The organism is Streptomyces sp. NBC_00289, from assembly GCF_041435115.1.
In the GTDB taxonomy this organism is placed as follows: Bacteria; Actinomycetota; Actinomycetes; order Streptomycetales; family Streptomycetaceae; genus Streptomyces.
Map to the genome: position 1 here is coordinate 5,576,257 of NZ_CP108046.1, position 14,363 is coordinate 5,590,619.

The 14,363-nt window shown below is 71.5% G+C and carries 16 protein-coding genes and 1 pseudogene; 8 read left to right on the forward strand and 9 right to left on the reverse strand.

Annotation, left to right across the window (positions count from 1 at the left end; all coding sequences use genetic code 11):
• Positions 1-11 precede the first annotated feature (11 nt).
• The 4 genes from OG985_RS25345 (at position 12) to OG985_RS25360 (ending at position 4,298) form a co-directional block, all read left to right on the forward strand.
• Positions 12-287, forward strand: coding sequence for a MoaD/ThiS family protein (locus tag OG985_RS25345; protein WP_371670627.1), 276 nt, complete (start codon positions 12-14; stop codon positions 285-287).
• Positions 288-728: 441 nt separating this feature from the next.
• Entirely contained in the window at positions 729-935 is a 207-nt protein-coding gene (locus tag OG985_RS25350) for a cold-shock protein (protein WP_007493268.1), read from the forward strand.
• Between the two features lie 364 nt (positions 936-1,299).
• A complete protein-coding gene (gene groL / locus OG985_RS25355; protein WP_371670628.1) occupies positions 1,300-2,925 on the forward strand; it encodes a chaperonin GroEL in 1,626 nt (541 codons plus the stop codon).
• A 242-nt stretch (positions 2,926-3,167) separates the two neighbouring features.
• Entirely contained in the window at positions 3,168-4,298 is a 1,131-nt protein-coding gene (locus tag OG985_RS25360) for an NADH:flavin oxidoreductase (RefSeq protein ID WP_371670629.1), read from the forward strand.
• Between the two features lie 17 nt (positions 4,299-4,315).
• Here the strand turns inward: OG985_RS25360 and OG985_RS25365 are convergent, their stop codons facing one another.
• From OG985_RS25365 to OG985_RS25380, 4 genes and pseudogenes are all read right to left on the reverse strand, one after another.
• Complete coding sequence (locus OG985_RS25365; protein WP_371670630.1) at positions 4,316-4,885, reverse strand: hypothetical protein; 570 nt, start codon at positions 4,883-4,885, stop codon at positions 4,316-4,318.
• Between the two features lie 226 nt (positions 4,886-5,111).
• Positions 5,112-5,919 (reverse strand): annotated as a pseudogene (locus OG985_RS25370) (hypothetical protein).
• A gap of 279 nt (positions 5,920-6,198) precedes the next feature.
• Complete coding sequence (locus OG985_RS25375; protein WP_371670631.1) at positions 6,199-6,411, reverse strand: DUF397 domain-containing protein; 213 nt, start codon at positions 6,409-6,411, stop codon at positions 6,199-6,201.
• Positions 6,395-7,234, reverse strand: a complete 840-nt coding sequence (locus OG985_RS25380) for a Scr1 family TA system antitoxin-like transcriptional regulator (protein WP_371670632.1) — start codon at positions 7,232-7,234, stop codon at positions 6,395-6,397. The genes OG985_RS25375 and OG985_RS25380 overlap by 17 nt, the downstream gene beginning before the upstream one ends.
• A 112-nt stretch (positions 7,235-7,346) precedes the next feature.
• Here OG985_RS25380 and OG985_RS25385 point away from each other — a divergent pair, with 112 nt between their 5' ends.
• Entirely contained in the window at positions 7,347-7,739 is a 393-nt protein-coding gene (locus OG985_RS25385) for a hypothetical protein (protein ID WP_371670633.1), read from the forward strand.
• Here the strand turns inward: OG985_RS25385 and OG985_RS25390 are convergent.
• The 3 genes from OG985_RS25390 to OG985_RS25400 all read right to left on the reverse strand — a co-directional run bounded on the left by OG985_RS25390 (position 7,711) and on the right by OG985_RS25400 (position 11,069).
• On the reverse strand, positions 7,711-9,120 hold the full coding sequence (locus OG985_RS25390) for a PTS transporter subunit EIIC (protein WP_371670634.1): 1,410 nt from the start codon (positions 9,118-9,120) through the stop codon (positions 7,711-7,713). The two genes, OG985_RS25385 and OG985_RS25390, sit on opposite strands and share 29 nt — an antisense overlap.
• 16 nt (positions 9,121-9,136) lie before the next feature.
• Positions 9,137-10,072 (reverse strand): N-acetylmuramic acid 6-phosphate etherase, encoded by a 936-nt coding sequence (gene murQ, locus OG985_RS25395; protein ID WP_371670635.1) that lies wholly within the window; start codon positions 10,070-10,072, stop codon positions 9,137-9,139.
• Between the two features lie 73 nt (positions 10,073-10,145).
• Positions 10,146-11,069: a MurR/RpiR family transcriptional regulator gene (locus OG985_RS25400; protein ID WP_371670636.1), complete on the reverse strand. Its 924-nt coding sequence runs from the start codon at positions 11,067-11,069 to the stop codon at positions 10,146-10,148.
• 55 nt (positions 11,070-11,124) lie between these two features.
• Between OG985_RS25400 and OG985_RS25405 the strand changes: the two genes are divergently transcribed.
• Entirely contained in the window at positions 11,125-11,508 is a 384-nt protein-coding gene (locus OG985_RS25405; RefSeq protein ID WP_371670637.1) for a hypothetical protein, read from the forward strand.
• The gene (locus tag OG985_RS25410) at positions 11,505-11,783 is read left to right on the forward strand and encodes a DUF4031 domain-containing protein (RefSeq protein ID WP_371670638.1); all 279 of its coding nucleotides are present in this window, start codon (positions 11,505-11,507) and stop codon (positions 11,781-11,783) included. Before OG985_RS25405 ends, OG985_RS25410 begins: the two co-directional genes overlap by 4 nt.
• Here the strand turns inward: OG985_RS25410 and OG985_RS25415 are convergent.
• Together OG985_RS25415 and OG985_RS25420 are read right to left on the reverse strand one after the other, a co-directional pair.
• Entirely contained in the window at positions 11,765-12,859 is a 1,095-nt protein-coding gene (locus tag OG985_RS25415) for a GNAT family N-acetyltransferase (protein WP_371670639.1), read from the reverse strand. The two genes, OG985_RS25410 and OG985_RS25415, sit on opposite strands and share 19 nt — an antisense overlap.
• A gap of 27 nt (positions 12,860-12,886) precedes the next feature.
• Positions 12,887-13,531: a hypothetical protein gene (locus tag OG985_RS25420; RefSeq protein ID WP_371670640.1), complete on the reverse strand. Its 645-nt coding sequence runs from the start codon at positions 13,529-13,531 to the stop codon at positions 12,887-12,889.
• Between the two features lie 127 nt (positions 13,532-13,658).
• Here OG985_RS25420 and OG985_RS25425 point away from each other — a divergent pair, with 127 nt between their 5' ends.
• A complete protein-coding gene (locus OG985_RS25425) occupies positions 13,659-14,351 on the forward strand; it encodes a copper homeostasis protein CutC (protein WP_371670641.1) in 693 nt (230 codons plus the stop codon).
• Positions 14,352-14,363: the final 12 nt, after the last annotated feature.

Genomic DNA, 14,363 nt, shown 5'->3' on the forward strand with positions numbered 1-14,363 from the left:
GGCCACACCGCATGAGCGTCAACGTCCGCATCCCCACCATCCTCCGCACCTACACGGGCGGCAAGGCCGAGGTGGCGGCCGAGGGCGCCACCCTCGGCGAGGTCATCACCGACCTGGAGAAGAACCACGCCGGTATCGCCGCCCGGGTCCTCGACGACCAGGGCAAGCTGCGCCGCTTCGTCAACGTGTACGTCAACGACGACGACGTGCGCTTCGAGCAGGGCCTGGAGACGGCGACTCCGGACGGGGCGGGCGTGTCGATCATCCCGGCCGTGGCCGGTGGCTGACCGGAGGGATAATTACCCTCGGTAATGCCGATTACCAAGAGTTCACCTGATTGCCCCCTCCGCGAGAGAAGCGGAGGGGGCAATTCTGTATGGTTGAGCGCGGTACAGTTGGGGAACCCGCGGTCATCCGCATGACGGACGCATATGAGTTCAGGCTCCGCATGCGATGAGAAATGGCCAAAGTGTGCGGGCCTTTTGAGTCATTCGCTCCTTTTATGGAGCCCGACTTGACCCGAATTCGGGTGAATTCTCCGTACATTCCCGACCGGTCGTGCCCTGAATTCTCGTCCGATTGACCTGTTGCAGAGGGCAGTTGGGCAGATACATTCGGCCGCGGTCGACGCGTTCCGGCGCACGCCCCCGTCCATGTGGGGGGGTGAGGTCTGACCCGGATCCGCGAAGTGCGGGTCTGTGCAAGGGCCAGTAATAGGGGAGTTAGGCATGGCTCAGGGCACCGTCAAGTGGTTCAACGCGGAGAAGGGGTACGGCTTCATCGCGGTCGACGGTGGTGCGGATGTTTTCGTCCACTACAGCGCGATTCAGATGGACGGTTACCGCACCCTGGAAGAGGGTCAGCGGGTCGATTTCGAGATCTCGCAAGGCCAGAAGGGGCCGCAGGCGGACATGGTCCGACTGGCGACCGGCTGAAGCACGCGCCGACTGACAGCGTCGTTCTTCTGTTCTTCTTCGGAGGGCTCGTATCCCATGGGGAGTCATGGGTTACGAGCCCTTCGGCGTGTCCGGGATCCGTCGCGGACACGCCCGTGACCTGCCGGGGGCGTGTTCGCGCACCGCTGAGCGCCCCCTCGATCCCGGGCAGGCGCTTGCACTCGGCATGGGCGAGTGCTAATCATTGGCGTTAGCACTCTCCAGGTGAGAGTGACAACTAGGACCGGGTCGGTGAGGCCCGCAGGCCGGGTGGGGCAAGGAACCACGAGGCAGGCGAGCCGTCCGTCGCGGGCGCCAGCGCGGTCCGGAGAAATCCACCCCCTGTCCGGGAGGACCACTTCACATGGCCAAGATCATCGCGTTCGACGAGGAGGCACGGCGCGGTCTCGAGCGCGGGATGAACCAGCTCGCCGACGCCGTCAAGGTCACCCTTGGCCCCAAGGGCCGCAACGTCGTCCTCGAGAAGAAGTGGGGCGCGCCCACGATCACCAACGATGGAGTTTCCATCGCCAAGGAGATCGAGCTCGAGGACCCGTACGAGAAGATCGGCGCCGAGCTGGTCAAGGAAGTCGCCAAGAAGACGGACGACGTCGCCGGCGACGGAACGACCACGGCGACCGTGCTCGCCCAGGCGCTGGTGCGCGAGGGTCTGCGCAACGTAGCCGCCGGCGCCAACCCGATGGCCCTCAAGCGCGGTATCGAGAAGGCCGTCGAGGCCGTCTCCGGTGCCCTGCTCGAGCAGGCCAAGGACGTGGAGACCAAGGAGCAGATCGCCTCCACGGCCTCCATCTCCGCCGCCGACACCCAGATCGGCGAGCTCATCGCCGAGGCGATGGACAAGGTCGGCAAGGAAGGCGTCATCACCGTCGAGGAGTCCCAGACCTTCGGTCTGGAGCTGGAGCTCACCGAGGGTATGCGCTTCGACAAGGGCTACATCTCGGCGTACTTCGCCACCGACATGGAGCGGATGGAGGCGTCGCTCGACGACCCGTACATCCTGATCGCCAACTCCAAGATCAGCTCCGTCAAGGACCTGCTCCCGCTCCTCGAGAAGGTCATGCAGTCGGGCAAGCCGCTGCTGATCATCGCCGAGGACGTCGAGGGCGAGGCCCTGTCGACCCTGGTCGTCAACAAGATCCGTGGCACCTTCAAGTCCGTCGCCGTCAAGGCTCCGGGCTTCGGTGACCGCCGCAAGGCCATGCTCGGCGACATCGCCATCCTCACGGGCGGCGAGGTCATCTCCGAGGAGGTCGGCCTCAAGCTGGAGAACGCGAGCATCGACCTGCTCGGTCGCGCTCGCAAGGTCGTCATCACCAAGGACGAGACCACGATCGTGGACGGCGCCGGTTCGGCCGAGCAGGTCCAGGGCCGGGTCAACCAGATCCGTGCCGAGATCGAGAACTCCGACTCGGACTACGACCGCGAGAAGCTCCAGGAGCGTCTGGCGAAGCTGGCCGGCGGCGTGGCCGTCATCAAGGCCGGTGCCGCCACCGAGGTCGAGCTCAAGGAGCGCAAGCACCGCATCGAGGACGCCGTTCGCAACGCGAAGGCGGCCGTCGAGGAGGGCATCGTCGCCGGTGGTGGCGTGGCGCTCATCCAGGCTTCCTCGGTCTTCGAGAAGCTCGAGCTCACGGGTGACGAGGCGACCGGCGCGAACGCCGTGCGGCTCGCCCTGGAGGCCCCGCTCAAGCAGATCGCCGTCAACGGTGGTCTCGAGGGTGGCGTCATCGTCGAGAAGGTGCGCAACCTGCCCGTCGGTCACGGCCTGAACGCCGCGACCGGTGAGTACGTCGACATGATCGCCGAAGGCATCATCGACCCGGCGAAGGTCACGCGCTCTGCCCTGCAGAACGCCGCCTCCATCGCCGCGCTGTTCCTGACCACCGAGGCCGTCATCGCCGACAAGCCGGAGAAGGCCGCCGCCGGCGGCGCCCCCGGCGGCATGCCGGGCGGTGACATGGACTTCTGAGCCTGACGGCTCGGACCCGGTCCGCTCGTACCGAGGGCGGCACTCCCTGGAGACAGGGGGTGCCGCCCTCGGTCGTGTCCGGGATCACAGGGCTGATCCCGCGGGCGGCGGAATGGGGGCGGGGACCCGGAAGTTGACGTTGACGCGCACTCAATGCATGTGCACATACCGTTCGGTTCACCACACGGCAAACCGTTCGGTTCACCACACGTCAGCAGCACCCACCACCAGGAGCCCTCCACGTGACCGCCAGCACCCGGCCCGTCGCCTCCCGCGCCGCGCAGATCCTCTCCCGGCCCGTCTCCATCAACGGCCTGACCGTCCCGAACCGCATCGCGATGGCGCCCATGACGCGGATGTTCTCCCCGGGCGGCGTCCCCGGCGAGGACGTGGTGTCGTACTACGCCCGCCGTGCCGCCGCCGGTGTCGGTCTGATCGTCACCGAGGGCACGTACGTGGGGCACGATTCGGCCGGGCAGAGCGACCGCGTCCCGCGCTTCCACGGCGAGGAGCAGCTCGCGGGCTGGGCGAAGGTCGCCGAGGCCGTGCACGCGGCGGGCGGGAAGATCGTGCCGCAGCTGTGGCACATCGGCATGGTCCGCAAGCAGGGCGAGCCGCCCTTCGCGGACGCCCCCGCCGTCGGCCCCTCCGGCCTGCGCGGCGACGGCACCGAGGACACCGGCAGGGCGATGACCCAGCGCGACCTGGACGACGTCATCGGCGCGTTCGCCGAGGCCGCCGCGGCCGCCGAGCGCATCGGCTTCGACGGCGTGGAACTGCACGGCGCCCACGGCTACCTCGTCGACCAGTTTCTGTGGGCGGGCACCAACCGGCGCACGGACGCCTACGGCGGTGACCTGGTGGCCCGGACGAAGTTCGCGGCGGAGATCGTGGCGGCGGTCCGCGAGACCGTCTCGCCCGAGTTCCCGGTCCTCTTCCGCTACTCCCAGTGGAAGCAGCAGGCCTACGACGCCCGTCTCGCCGAGACCCCGGAGGAGCTGGAGGCCCTGCTCGCCCCGCTGGCCGCGGCCGGTGTCGACGCCTTCCACGCCTCCACCCGCCGCTACTGGCTGCCCGAGTTCGACGGCTCCGACCTCAACCTCGCGGGCTGGACCAAGAAGCTGACCGGGAAGCCCGTCATCACCGTCGGTTCGGTCGGCCTCGACGGCGACTTCCTCAAGGGCTTCCAGGGCGAGGGCTCCCCGGTCAAGGGCATCGACGACCTCCTCGACCGCCTCGAGCGCGACGAGTTCGACATGGTGGCCATCGGCCGCGCCCTGCTCCAGGACCCGGAGTGGGCGGCGAAGGTCCTCGGCGACCGGCTCGACGAGCTGAAGCCGTACGACGCGGCAGCCCTGAAGACCCTGAGCTGAGCCCCGGCTCCGCAGGCCTAGAGGTTGCCGAGGGGCTCGATGTCGACGTGGACCGGGGTGCCCCAGACCCGCAGCACCTCGTAGTCGGTGAACTCGTGCACCAGCCGGTAGGCCATGGCGGCCCGGGGGCCCCGGCGCGCGGCGGCGAGGTACAGCTCCGCCTCGCGCCGGTCGCGGCGCGGGGTGCCGCACAGCTGCCACGCCTGGCCGTTCCACAGCTCCGGAAGCCAGCGCTGCTGCGGCTGCGGCCGGTCCTCCCGGACGCCGTAGCGGGACGACGCCTGCTCGGCCGGCCGAGTGCGCAGGGCGGGACCGTTGATCTCCGCGCGGCGAGCGGCCCGGCGCCTGGTCTCGCACAGCAGACACAGGTCGGGAGCGTTCTCGTCGACGGGCCCTGTGGGGTGTTCGGGGCAGCGGGTGGTGGGCGCGGCCCCGCTGACGCTGTCCTCTAACAGGTCCAGGGCACGCCGCAGATCCGCCTTGACCTCGTGCAGCCGGGTGTCCGGGGTGTCGCCCGTGAGGGACTCCCCGTGCTCGCCGAGGAGACGGAGGGCGCGGCCGAGGGCGGTCAGCTGGGCGTGGTTCATGTCAGTCCGCGTGGTCCTTGAGCTTTTCCGTGTCCAGGGTGATGTTCACGGGGGAGGGGAGTTCGACGGTCGCTCCCCAAGGATACGAGGGGGACTGCTGGTAGCGGCCTTCCTTGGGCTCGCTGAAGACCGTGACGGTGGTGTGTCGCGGTCGATCAGGAGGTAGACGGGGATGTCCGCTTCCTCCATCGTGCCCCGGGGTGGTGGCGGCGGACCGTAGGAGCCGTCATGCGTGTGTCCTCTCTTCTCGTTTCACCGACAGAGCAGCCCGGATCTCGCCCGCGCGGGCGTGAACGGCTGGGGCGGACAGGGGTGAGGTGGGGCGTGCGGGGGCGCGTCCGACCCGGCAGCCACCGCACACGCCCCCCGGCAGGGCCTCCGGGCGCCCCGGCACCCCGCACTCCGCGCACTCCAGGATCCGGCGGGGCGGGCGGTTCCGGCGGGAGCTTGTCGGTCAGGCGGCGGCGGACGAGGGCCGCCGCTTGGTGGACCGGGGTCGGCAGGCCGGCTGTCAGGGCCCGGAGTACGTCCTCGTCGGGGGCACCCCGGGTGTGCCACTCGGTGACGAGTGGGGCGAGCGCCGCGCAGTCCGCGGCGGACAGGGAGAGGACGGGGGCCTCGCGGCCGAGGGCGGCCAGGAGGATGTGGGCGCGGGAACGGGCGGGGCGGGCCGGCTCCGGTGGCTCTTCCGGTACGCCGCCCCGCGTGAACGTCACCCACCAGCCGTCGTCGCGCGGGGTACGGGTGAACCACGTGCGGGTGATCCAGTGGGAGCCGCCGGAGCCGGCGGTCAGACGTTCGCGCCCCCGGCGCAGGTGTCCGGCCCGGTGAAGGTTGTTGAGGGCGGTCCGCAGTGCGCACTGACCGTACGGCAGCATCTTGGCCAGCGTCTTCACGGAGATGTCGGCGCCGTCGGCGAGGCGGTCGACGTACCCCGCGATGGCTGCTTCGCGGGCGGGAAGGTGGGCGAAGTCGTGGTTCGTGCGGGGAAGTTGCCCGGGGGCGGCGCGTTTCCCGTAACCCGGACCGGCCATCGGGTGCGGGGACGCGTGCGCGGGCGGGCGGGCAGCACTAAGGTTGGCGTCAGCCATGGGATCGGACCTCGTCAGCCTTCGATCTCGTTGGTTAAGCCCCCGCAGGTGTTGGTAGCGCCTGTCGGGGGCTGTTTCGTTGTTCGGGACGCTAGACGATCGTGACTGTGTGTGGCAAGCCGAACGCGTCAAGTCAACACGCCGGGTGGGAGGGTGGGTTGAGGCCCTCCACCCGTTCCTTGAAAAGAGGGCTCGGAGCTGGGGACTTGAGCTTCGGGGCCGCTACTCGCCCGTGTGGCGGGTGGCCCTGACGAACGCGGACCAGGCCTCCGGCCGGAACGCGAGCGTCGGGCCGTGAGGCCTTTTGGAGTCCCGCACGGGGATGAGGGGGAGGTGGCCGAGGGCCACTTCCACGCAGTTGCCGCCTTCGCCGCCGCTGTAGCTGGACTTGGACCAGGCGGTCGCACGCACTCCGTGATCAGGGCTGCTCTTCATGGGCGTAATCCTCTGCCACCGATTCGATCCAGGCCAGGGATTCCTGCGGGGAGAGAGCACTGGCCCGGATCAGGTCGTAGGTCAGTTGATGGCGTGCGACGGTGGCCGGGTCGTCCTCCAACCGCCCCACGCTGGGGCCTTCGATGAAGGCGAGCGGGGGTGCGTCCTCGAACGCCATGAGTGTCAGGGCGCCGGTCATGGAAGCGTGCGCTCCCGCACTGAACGGCAGGAGCTGCACGATGATCCGGTGCTGTCGGATCAGTGTCGTGACGTGTCGTAGGGCCTGCGCCATCACTCCGGGCCCGCCTGTTCGGCGTCGTAGGGCTGCCTCGTCGAGCACCGCCGACAACAACGGCCTTGTTGGGTCGCCGAGAATGCGGGCCCGCTCCAGCCGGGCTGTCAGGAGTTCGTCGATGACGTGGGCTGACGCGGTCGGCTGATAGGCGCGAAAGACCGCCCGTGCGTAATCCGGTGTCTGCAGCAGGCCCGGGATCAGCAAGGGGGCGTACTCCTTGATCGCCGTGGCGACCGCCTCCGCCTCCGCCGCCTCCGCGAAGTGGTCCGGGTACTTCGATCTGGCCGCCGCCGCGCAGTTGCGCCGGAAGAAGTCCTCCGTGTCGAGGACCTCGTCCAGCAGTCGCGCGTACTCCGGCTGCATCCGCCGTGTGCCCGCCTCCAGTTGGCCGATGAACGAACCGCTCACGAACAGCCGCTGCCCCAGGTCCTCCTGACTCAGCCCCGTCTTCTCGCGGGCGTGACGCAACTCCGCGCCGAGGAGGGCGCGCGGTGACGACGACGGGTCGAGGTCCTTCGGTCCGGCCACGGCGACTCCCGGTCTGACAACGGCGGTTGTTGGGGTGTCCCTGCTGGCCAGGTTAGAGGGGTCGCGACCACGCTGGGTAGTGGATGGCCAACTCGCTGTGGAGGTAGGGCACGTGCGGTCGACCGAAGAAGTGGTGGAGTCGTTGCGGGGCGCGCTCGTGGGCGTGGGAGTCGTACTCCCGTCGCTGGGCGTCGATCCCGTGACCGGTGCGAGCGAGGGGCCGTTCGCGCTGGTGGACCTCGGGCGCTGCAACATGCGTACGGCCGAGCGGCTGGCCTCGGTGCTGCGGGGGGAGGCGCCGGCGATCGGGACGCATGTCGTGGACGTACGGGACGGGCGGATCGGGGAGGTGATGGGGCATGTCGGCGGCCGGGTGCAGTTGCGGCCCGTTGCCGGGGGCCGGGAGTGGGACTGCCCGCCGGAGTCGACCGGGCCCGCGCCCTCGGAAGAGGTGCTGCGGGCGCGGGTGCGGAAGGTCAACGGGGAGGGGCGGCTGCCTTGTTGAGGCGGGCGGACGAGCTGCCGGTGAAGCCGAGGAAGTACGTCGCCGCGAAGCCGACGGCATAGCCCGTCAGCAGGCCGCCCGCGTAGATCGCCGCCGTCACCGCCAGGGGCCGGTTTCCCGCGAGCAGCGGGAACAGGGCCCAGCCGGACGGTCCGATCGCCGTCGTGCCCACCCGGTCGCCGAGCATCGCGAAGAAGCCGACGAAGGCACCGCCGGCCGCGCCGCCCGCGCAGGCGGTGAGGAAGGGGCGGCCGAGGGGGAGCGAAACGCCGTAGATCAGCGGTTCGCCGACGCCGAGCAGTCCCGCCGGCAGCGCCGATCTGATCGTCGTCCGCAGGGAGGTGTCGTGGCGCAGCCGGACGTACACGGCGAGGGCGGCGCCGACCTGGCCGGCGCCCGCCATCGCGAGGACGGGCAGCAGGACCGTGTAACCCTGCTGTGAGATGAGGGTGGTGTGGATGGGGATGAGGGCCTGGTGCAGGCCCAGCATCACCAGGGGGAGGAAGAGGCCGCCGAGGACCAGGCCGGCGAACGCGCCCGTGGTGGCGAGCAGCCAGTTCGCCGCGGTGCCGATCGCCGTCGAGATCTCGCCGGCCAGGTACATGAGGCCGTACAGCGTCACCAGACCCGCCACGAGGACCGTCAGTGTCGGGGTGAGGAGGACGTCCAGGGTCGCCGGGACCCGGGCACGGCACCACTTCTCCACGCAGGTGCCGAGCAACGCGGCGGCCAGCGCGCCGAGCACCCCGCCCTGGCCGGGAGCGAGCGCCACCCCGAACGCCGTCACCTTCGCCACGCCCGGATACACGACGACGGCCGCCACCGCGCCGCCCAGCACGGGCGTGCCGCCGAACTCCTTCGCCGTGTTGTGGCCGACGAACACCGCGATCAGGGCCATGAAGGCGGAGGCGACGGCGGACAGGGCCGGGGTCACGCCGGGCAGCAGGCCCAGGTTGACCAGGAGGCCGTTGCAGCCGGCCAGGACGCCACAGCCGATCAGCGCGGGGATCAGCGGGACGAAGATGTTCGCCAGGCGGCGGAGCGCGAGCTTGAGCGGGGTCGCGTTGCGCGCCCGCCGTGCCTCGCGCATCGCGGCGCCTCGGTCGGCGAGGTCGTCCGCCCGGGTCCGGGCCGCCGTCACCAGCGCCTCGAACTCCGGCGTCACCCTCGCGACCACGCCGGGCCCCAGCACGATCTGGTACGTGTCGTCGGACACGACACCGAGAACGCCGGGCAGCGCCCGCAGCGCCTCCTCGTCGACCAGGGAGCGGTCGGCCAGGCCCAGGCGGAGCCGGGTCATGCAGTGGGCGACGGAGGTGACGTTCGCGGGTCCGCCCACCAGGGGGAGGATCGCGGCGGCGGTGTCGTTCGAGGTGTGCACCCCCTGAGCGTGCTGGTCAGCGGCCCGTCGCCGTCAGCGCCGCGCGCAGATGGCCGCCGGAGTCCTCCAGAAGGCGGGCGGCCGTCGGGCCGTCGACGCCGGCGAGGATCGTCAGGATCGCGTTCTTCACCTCGCCGTCCGTCGCCGCGAGGGCGCGTTCGGTCTCCTCCTCGTCCGCGCCGGTGGCCAGCGCGACGATCCGCCGGGAGCGGGCCCGCAGCTTCTCGTTCGAGGCACGTACGTCGACCATCAGGTTCCCGTACGTCTTGCCCAGCCGGATCATCGTGATCGTGGAGAGCATGTTGAGGACCAGCTTCTGTGCCGTGCCCGCCTTCAGCCGGGTGGACCCGGTGAGCAGTTCGGGCCCGACGACGACCTCGATGCCGTGTTCGGCGGCCGCCGCGAGCGCGCTGCCCGGGTTGCAGGCCAGCCCGATGGTCAACGCGCCGATGCCGCGGGCGTGTTCCACCGCGCCGATGGCGTAGGGGGTACGGCCGGAGGCCGAGATCCCGACCACCGTGTCGGCGTCGGTGAGGGCGAGCGCGTCGAGGTCGGCGCGGGCGAGGTCCGCCGAGTCCTCCGCGCCCTCGACCGAGGCGACCACGGCGTCGGGGCCGCCCGCGATCAGGCCGACGACCTCGGAGGGGTCCGTGTTGAAGGTGGGGGGACACTCGGAGGCGTCCAGCACACCGAGCCGGCCGGCGGTCCCGGCACCGGCGTAGACCAGTCGGCCGCCCCGCCCCATCCGCTCGGCCACGGCGTCGATGGCGGCGGCGATCTCCGGCAGCCGCGCGGCGACGGCGGCCGGGACGGCGCTGTCCTCGCCGTTCATCAACCGGGCGATGTCGAGGGTGGACAACTGATCGATGTCGGCGAGCTCGGGCCGGAAGGCCTCGGTGGTCAGGGTCTCCAACTGGTTCCGCAGCTCGCGGTGGTGAGAGGTGGACGTCATGAGGAAGCGGCTCTTTCCGACGAACGGTGATCTGTCATACCTCTGGGGGCGCGGGGGCGGCCGGGGGCACGGTCTACCGCCGGTGCCGGTGCGCGAGTGCCTCGTACGACGCGGACAGCGCCGGGGCGGCACTGTCGTAGGTCCGCTGCGCCACCCCGATGAACAGGCAGTCCACGACCAGCAGCTGACTCGTCCGCGAGGACATCGCGGCCGGCCGCAGCTCGCTCTCCCGCGCGGTGGACGTGGTCAGCACGTGGTCGGCGTACTGCGTGACGGGTCCGTCGGGCCGCCCGGTGATCGCGACGGTGGTGGCCCCGTGCTCGAACGCGACCCGCAGTGGCTCGATCACGTCGCCCGTCGCCCCGGAGTGGGTGATCGCGATGGCCACGTCACCGCCGCGCAGCTGCACCGCGTTGGTGACGGCCAGGTGCGGATCGCTGTGCGCGTGGGCTATGAGCCCTATGCGCAGCAATTTCTGCGTGAGGTCCTGGGCGACCAGGCCCGAGGCCCCGACCCCGTACACGTCGATGCGCCGGGCGGTCGCCGCCGCGCCGACCGCCGCGCCGAGCTGGACGGTGTCGAGTCCGGCGGCGGTGTCGGCGAGGGTCTGCTGCTCGTCGTAGGCGAGTTTCGCCACCACGTCGGCGAGGGGATCGTCCACCGCGATGTCCGTGGTGAGCGCGGGCGCGCGCCCGGACTGCTGCTGGGCGGCGAGCCCGGCCAGGGCCAGACGCAGGTCGCGGTAGCCGGGGTAGCCGAGCAGGCGGGCGGTGCGCACGACGGTGGCCTCGCTGGTGCCGGTGAGCCCGGCGAGGCCGGTGACCGTGAGGGCCGCGCAGCCGGCCGGGTCGTTCGCGACGGCCTCGGCGACCCGCTGCATGGAGCGGGTCATGGAGGGCGCGAGCGTGCGCACCTTGGCGGCGAGGGCGGCGGGCGCGGGTGGCGTGGCGCCCGGGCTTCCCGCACTCCCGAAACTTTCCTTCACTTTCTGGGTCACATGTGAAAGATATTTTCGGCTCGGTCTCCCGGTCAAGAGTGCGCACAATGGGGGCATGGACCCGATCAGCCCCCTGGAGCAGGCGCTGCACGCCGCTCGCGCCCTCGTACTCGCCGACCTGGCCGCCGGTGAGGTCGCCGCGGCGGACGTGGTGTCCATGGTCGAGGAGTCCGTCGTACAACGGCGTTGGTGGGTCGAGCAGTGGCCGGAGGGCGCGGAGTACGTCGCCGGGCTGATCGCCCAGGACGTGCAGGACGCGCTTCTCGAGGCGTACGGCCGCTGGCCGCTCTGCCCCGTCTGCGGGGGCGGCGACCCGCACGCGCTGGAGGTCGAGCCGGAGCTCGGCCCCGACCCGCACTGGGTGTGCCACAAGGCGGGCGTGCAGGTCGCGGCCGTGGGGGCGCTGGGCTCGGTGCCGGGCGGAGCGGCCTCCTCGTGACGGTGTACATCGATCCGCCCACCTGGCCGGGACACGGACGCATGTGGTCCCACCTGGTCAGCGACGTCTCCTACGAGGAACTCCACACCTTCGCCGCCGCGTTGGACGTCCCCCGGCGCGCCTTCGAGCGGGACCACTACGACGTGCCCTCGCACCGGTACGCGGACGCGGTACGGGCGGGCGCGCTCGAGGTCAGCAGCCGCGAGGTGGTGCGGCTGCTGTACGGGGCGGGACTGCGCAGGCGGAAGGCGCGGACTCAGCCGCGCAGTTCGTAGGCCAGCAGACCTTCCTCGACGCCGTCCTCGCTCACCTGGACGAACCCGGCGCGCGCGAGCACGGCCTGGGAGGGCGGGTTGTCCCGCTCGACGGTCGCGAACAGGCTCCGTACGTCGTCGCGGGCCAGCGCCCAGCCGGCCAGTGCGCGCAGCGCCTCGGTCGCGTAGCCGTTGCCGCGGGCGGCCTCGACCAGGTCGTAGCCGATCTCGGCGCGGCCGTCCCCGTCGGGGGCGCCGTGGAAGCCCATGCCGCCGACCGCGCGGCCGTCCTCCCGCCGGACGAGCGTGAACAGGCCGAACTCCGGCCGGTGCACCCCCGCCTCGTACGCCTTGACGGTCATCCCGGCGGCCTCGCGGGTGCCCTCGAAGGGTCCCTCCGCGGCCCACTCGAACCCTCCGTCGCCGCCCGTGCGCAGGTCGGCGGCGGCAGCGGGCGTGACGCCCTGGAGGGTGAGCCGGTCGGCCTCGATCACCAGATTGTTGTTCCAGCGCCACTCGGTGAGCCGCGCGCGGCCCGGCAGTTCCCCGCGGCCGGTGGCCCACAGCAGGGTGCGCCAGTGGTCCGGGCCGGGCTGGACGTGCGGGAAGATCCCGGTCAGGACGAACTCGGCGAGATGGGCGGGCGCTTCGTAGGGCAGGCCCAGGCCCGTGGCGACGTCGTGCGTGTGCAGCAGCACCTCGGCCACGCCCATCGCGGCGAAGCCCTCGCGGCCCGCGCTGCGGAAGGGGTACGGGTGGAAGGCGCGCACCTCGCGCGGGGTGGTGCGGAGGGTGGCGGCGAACAGGGCGCCGGTGGTCTCGATCACCTGGACGACACCCGCGTTGTCGGCGCGGTCCAGGCCGTCCTCGGTGCCGTCGAGGGTGATCTCGAACGGGACGTAGGCGTCCTGCGCCCGTCCGGCCAGCTGTCCGGCGTACGCCAGGAGATCGCTCGCGATGTGCGCCCCCGTCCTGCGGCAGCTCCACTCCAGTCCGCCGGCCCGCACCTGCTCCCAGTCCCGGTCCAGCGCCGACCGCAGCACGGCCGTACAGCCCGCGACGGCTTCTTCCACGTAATCCCCGCCCATGAATCGCATGCGGGCAGGGTAGGCGGCCGGAGCCGCTCACAGCGACAGGATTTCCAGCTCGGAGCGGAGGTTGTAGCGCGCCGTCGCCTCCCACTCCGCCTCCCCGTACGGCGTCCTGAACAGGCGTGGCAGGTCGAGAAGTTGACGCAGGACCGCGGAGCGGCCCGCGCGGAAGGCATCGTTGGGGACGAAGCCGTACTCCTCGCGGACGGCGGCCGTGTAGGCGGCGTACGCGGACGGTGGTGAGGCGAGGACCGCGAGGTCGGCGTCGCACAGGACCTTCCCGTCGCGGTCGTCGTCGGCCGGGGCGTGGGTGGCCGTCAGCCGGACCAGGCGGGCGGTCTCCGCCGTCTTCGCCGCGGACACCCCGGTCTCCGGCAGGGCACGTTCGGCCAGACGGGCCGAGCGCTCCTCGTTCTCGGAGCGGTCGGGCAGGTAGACCGCGTCGTGGAACCAGGCGGCCAGCCGGACGACGTCGGGGTCGGCCGCGTACTCCGCCAGCACGTCGATGTGGTCGAGGACCGCCGTGAGGTGCGCGAGCGTGTGGTAGCGGCGCTGTGGCTCCTGCCAGCGGGCGAGCAGGTTGTCGGCGTACGGCGCCGGGTCCGGGCCGCCGCCGGGGGCACGGGCCCCTTCCAGAGCACGGACGAAGCGGGCGCGCAGGGCATCGAGATCGGCCATACGGCCATTGTCCCCGTGACCGAACCGGGGGCGTACTCTTGGATTGGACTAGACCTGTCGTCGTGCCCCGGGGCCGACGCCGGGCCAGACCTGCAGCCCGCCGACAGCCGCCGAAGAATGGGGTCCCATGAGCAAGCGTGCAGTCCTGGAGGTGATCGCCCTCGGCGCCGAGGACGCGGTCGCCGCCCAGGCCGGAGGCGCGGACCGCCTCGAGCTGGTCACCGACATGGCCGCCGACGGACTCACTCCGTCGGCCCGCACCCTCGCCTCGATCCGCGCTGCCGTCGACATCCCGTTGCGTGTCATGCTGCGACCGGCGGACGGCTTCGCCGCGGGGGACACCGGCCGGCTCGTGGACATGGCCCGGGAGATGCGCGGCGCCGGGGCCGACGAGTTCGTGCTCGGCTTCCTCGACGCGGACGGAGGCGTCGACCTGGCCGCCGTCGAGCGGGTCGTCGCCGAGCTCGACGGATGCCGGTGGACGTTCCACCGGGCCATCGACCGGGCTGCCGACCGCGACGCGCTGCGCAAGCAGCTGGACGGGCTGCCGGGACTGGACACGTACCTGACGGCGGGCTCGGCCGCCGGCGTCGACGAGGGACTCCCCACGCTGACCGCCGAGGCGGCGAGGACCGGCGAACCCGGCTACGAGCAGCGGATCCTCGTGGGCGGAGGCCTGCGCCTCGACCACGTACCGACCCTGCTGAATGCCGGGATCGACGCCTTCCACATCGGCGGAGCGGCACGACCACAGGGCTGGCAGGGACCGGTCTCGGCGGACGCGGTGGCGAGATGGCGGGACGTCCTCGACGCCCGGTGACGAGCGCCGAGG

Coding starts and splice junctions, on each gene's coding strand:
- OG985_RS25345 (WP_371670627.1), top strand. CDS start 12: ATGAGCGTCAACGTCCGCATCCCCACCATCCTCCGCACCTACACGGGC.
- OG985_RS25350 (WP_007493268.1), top strand. CDS start 729: ATGGCTCAGGGCACCGTCAAGTGGTTCAACGCGGAGAAGGGGTACGGC.
- groL (WP_371670628.1), top strand. CDS start 1,300: ATGGCCAAGATCATCGCGTTCGACGAGGAGGCACGGCGCGGTCTCGAG.
- OG985_RS25365 (WP_371670630.1), bottom strand. CDS start 4,885: ATGAACCACGCCCAGCTGACCGCCCTCGGCCGCGCCCTCCGTCTCCTC.
- OG985_RS25375 (WP_371670631.1), bottom strand. CDS start 6,411: ATGAAGAGCAGCCCTGATCACGGAGTGCGTGCGACCGCCTGGTCCAAG.
- murQ (WP_371670635.1), bottom strand. CDS start 10,072: ATGACGTCCACCTCTCACCACCGCGAGCTGCGGAACCAGTTGGAGACC.
- OG985_RS25405 (WP_371670637.1), top strand. CDS start 11,125: ATGGACCCGATCAGCCCCCTGGAGCAGGCGCTGCACGCCGCTCGCGCC.
- OG985_RS25415 (WP_371670639.1), bottom strand. CDS start 12,859: ATGCGATTCATGGGCGGGGATTACGTGGAAGAAGCCGTCGCGGGCTGT.
- OG985_RS25420 (WP_371670640.1), bottom strand. CDS start 13,531: ATGGCCGATCTCGATGCCCTGCGCGCCCGCTTCGTCCGTGCTCTGGAA.
- OG985_RS25425 (WP_371670641.1), top strand. CDS start 13,659: ATGAGCAAGCGTGCAGTCCTGGAGGTGATCGCCCTCGGCGCCGAGGAC.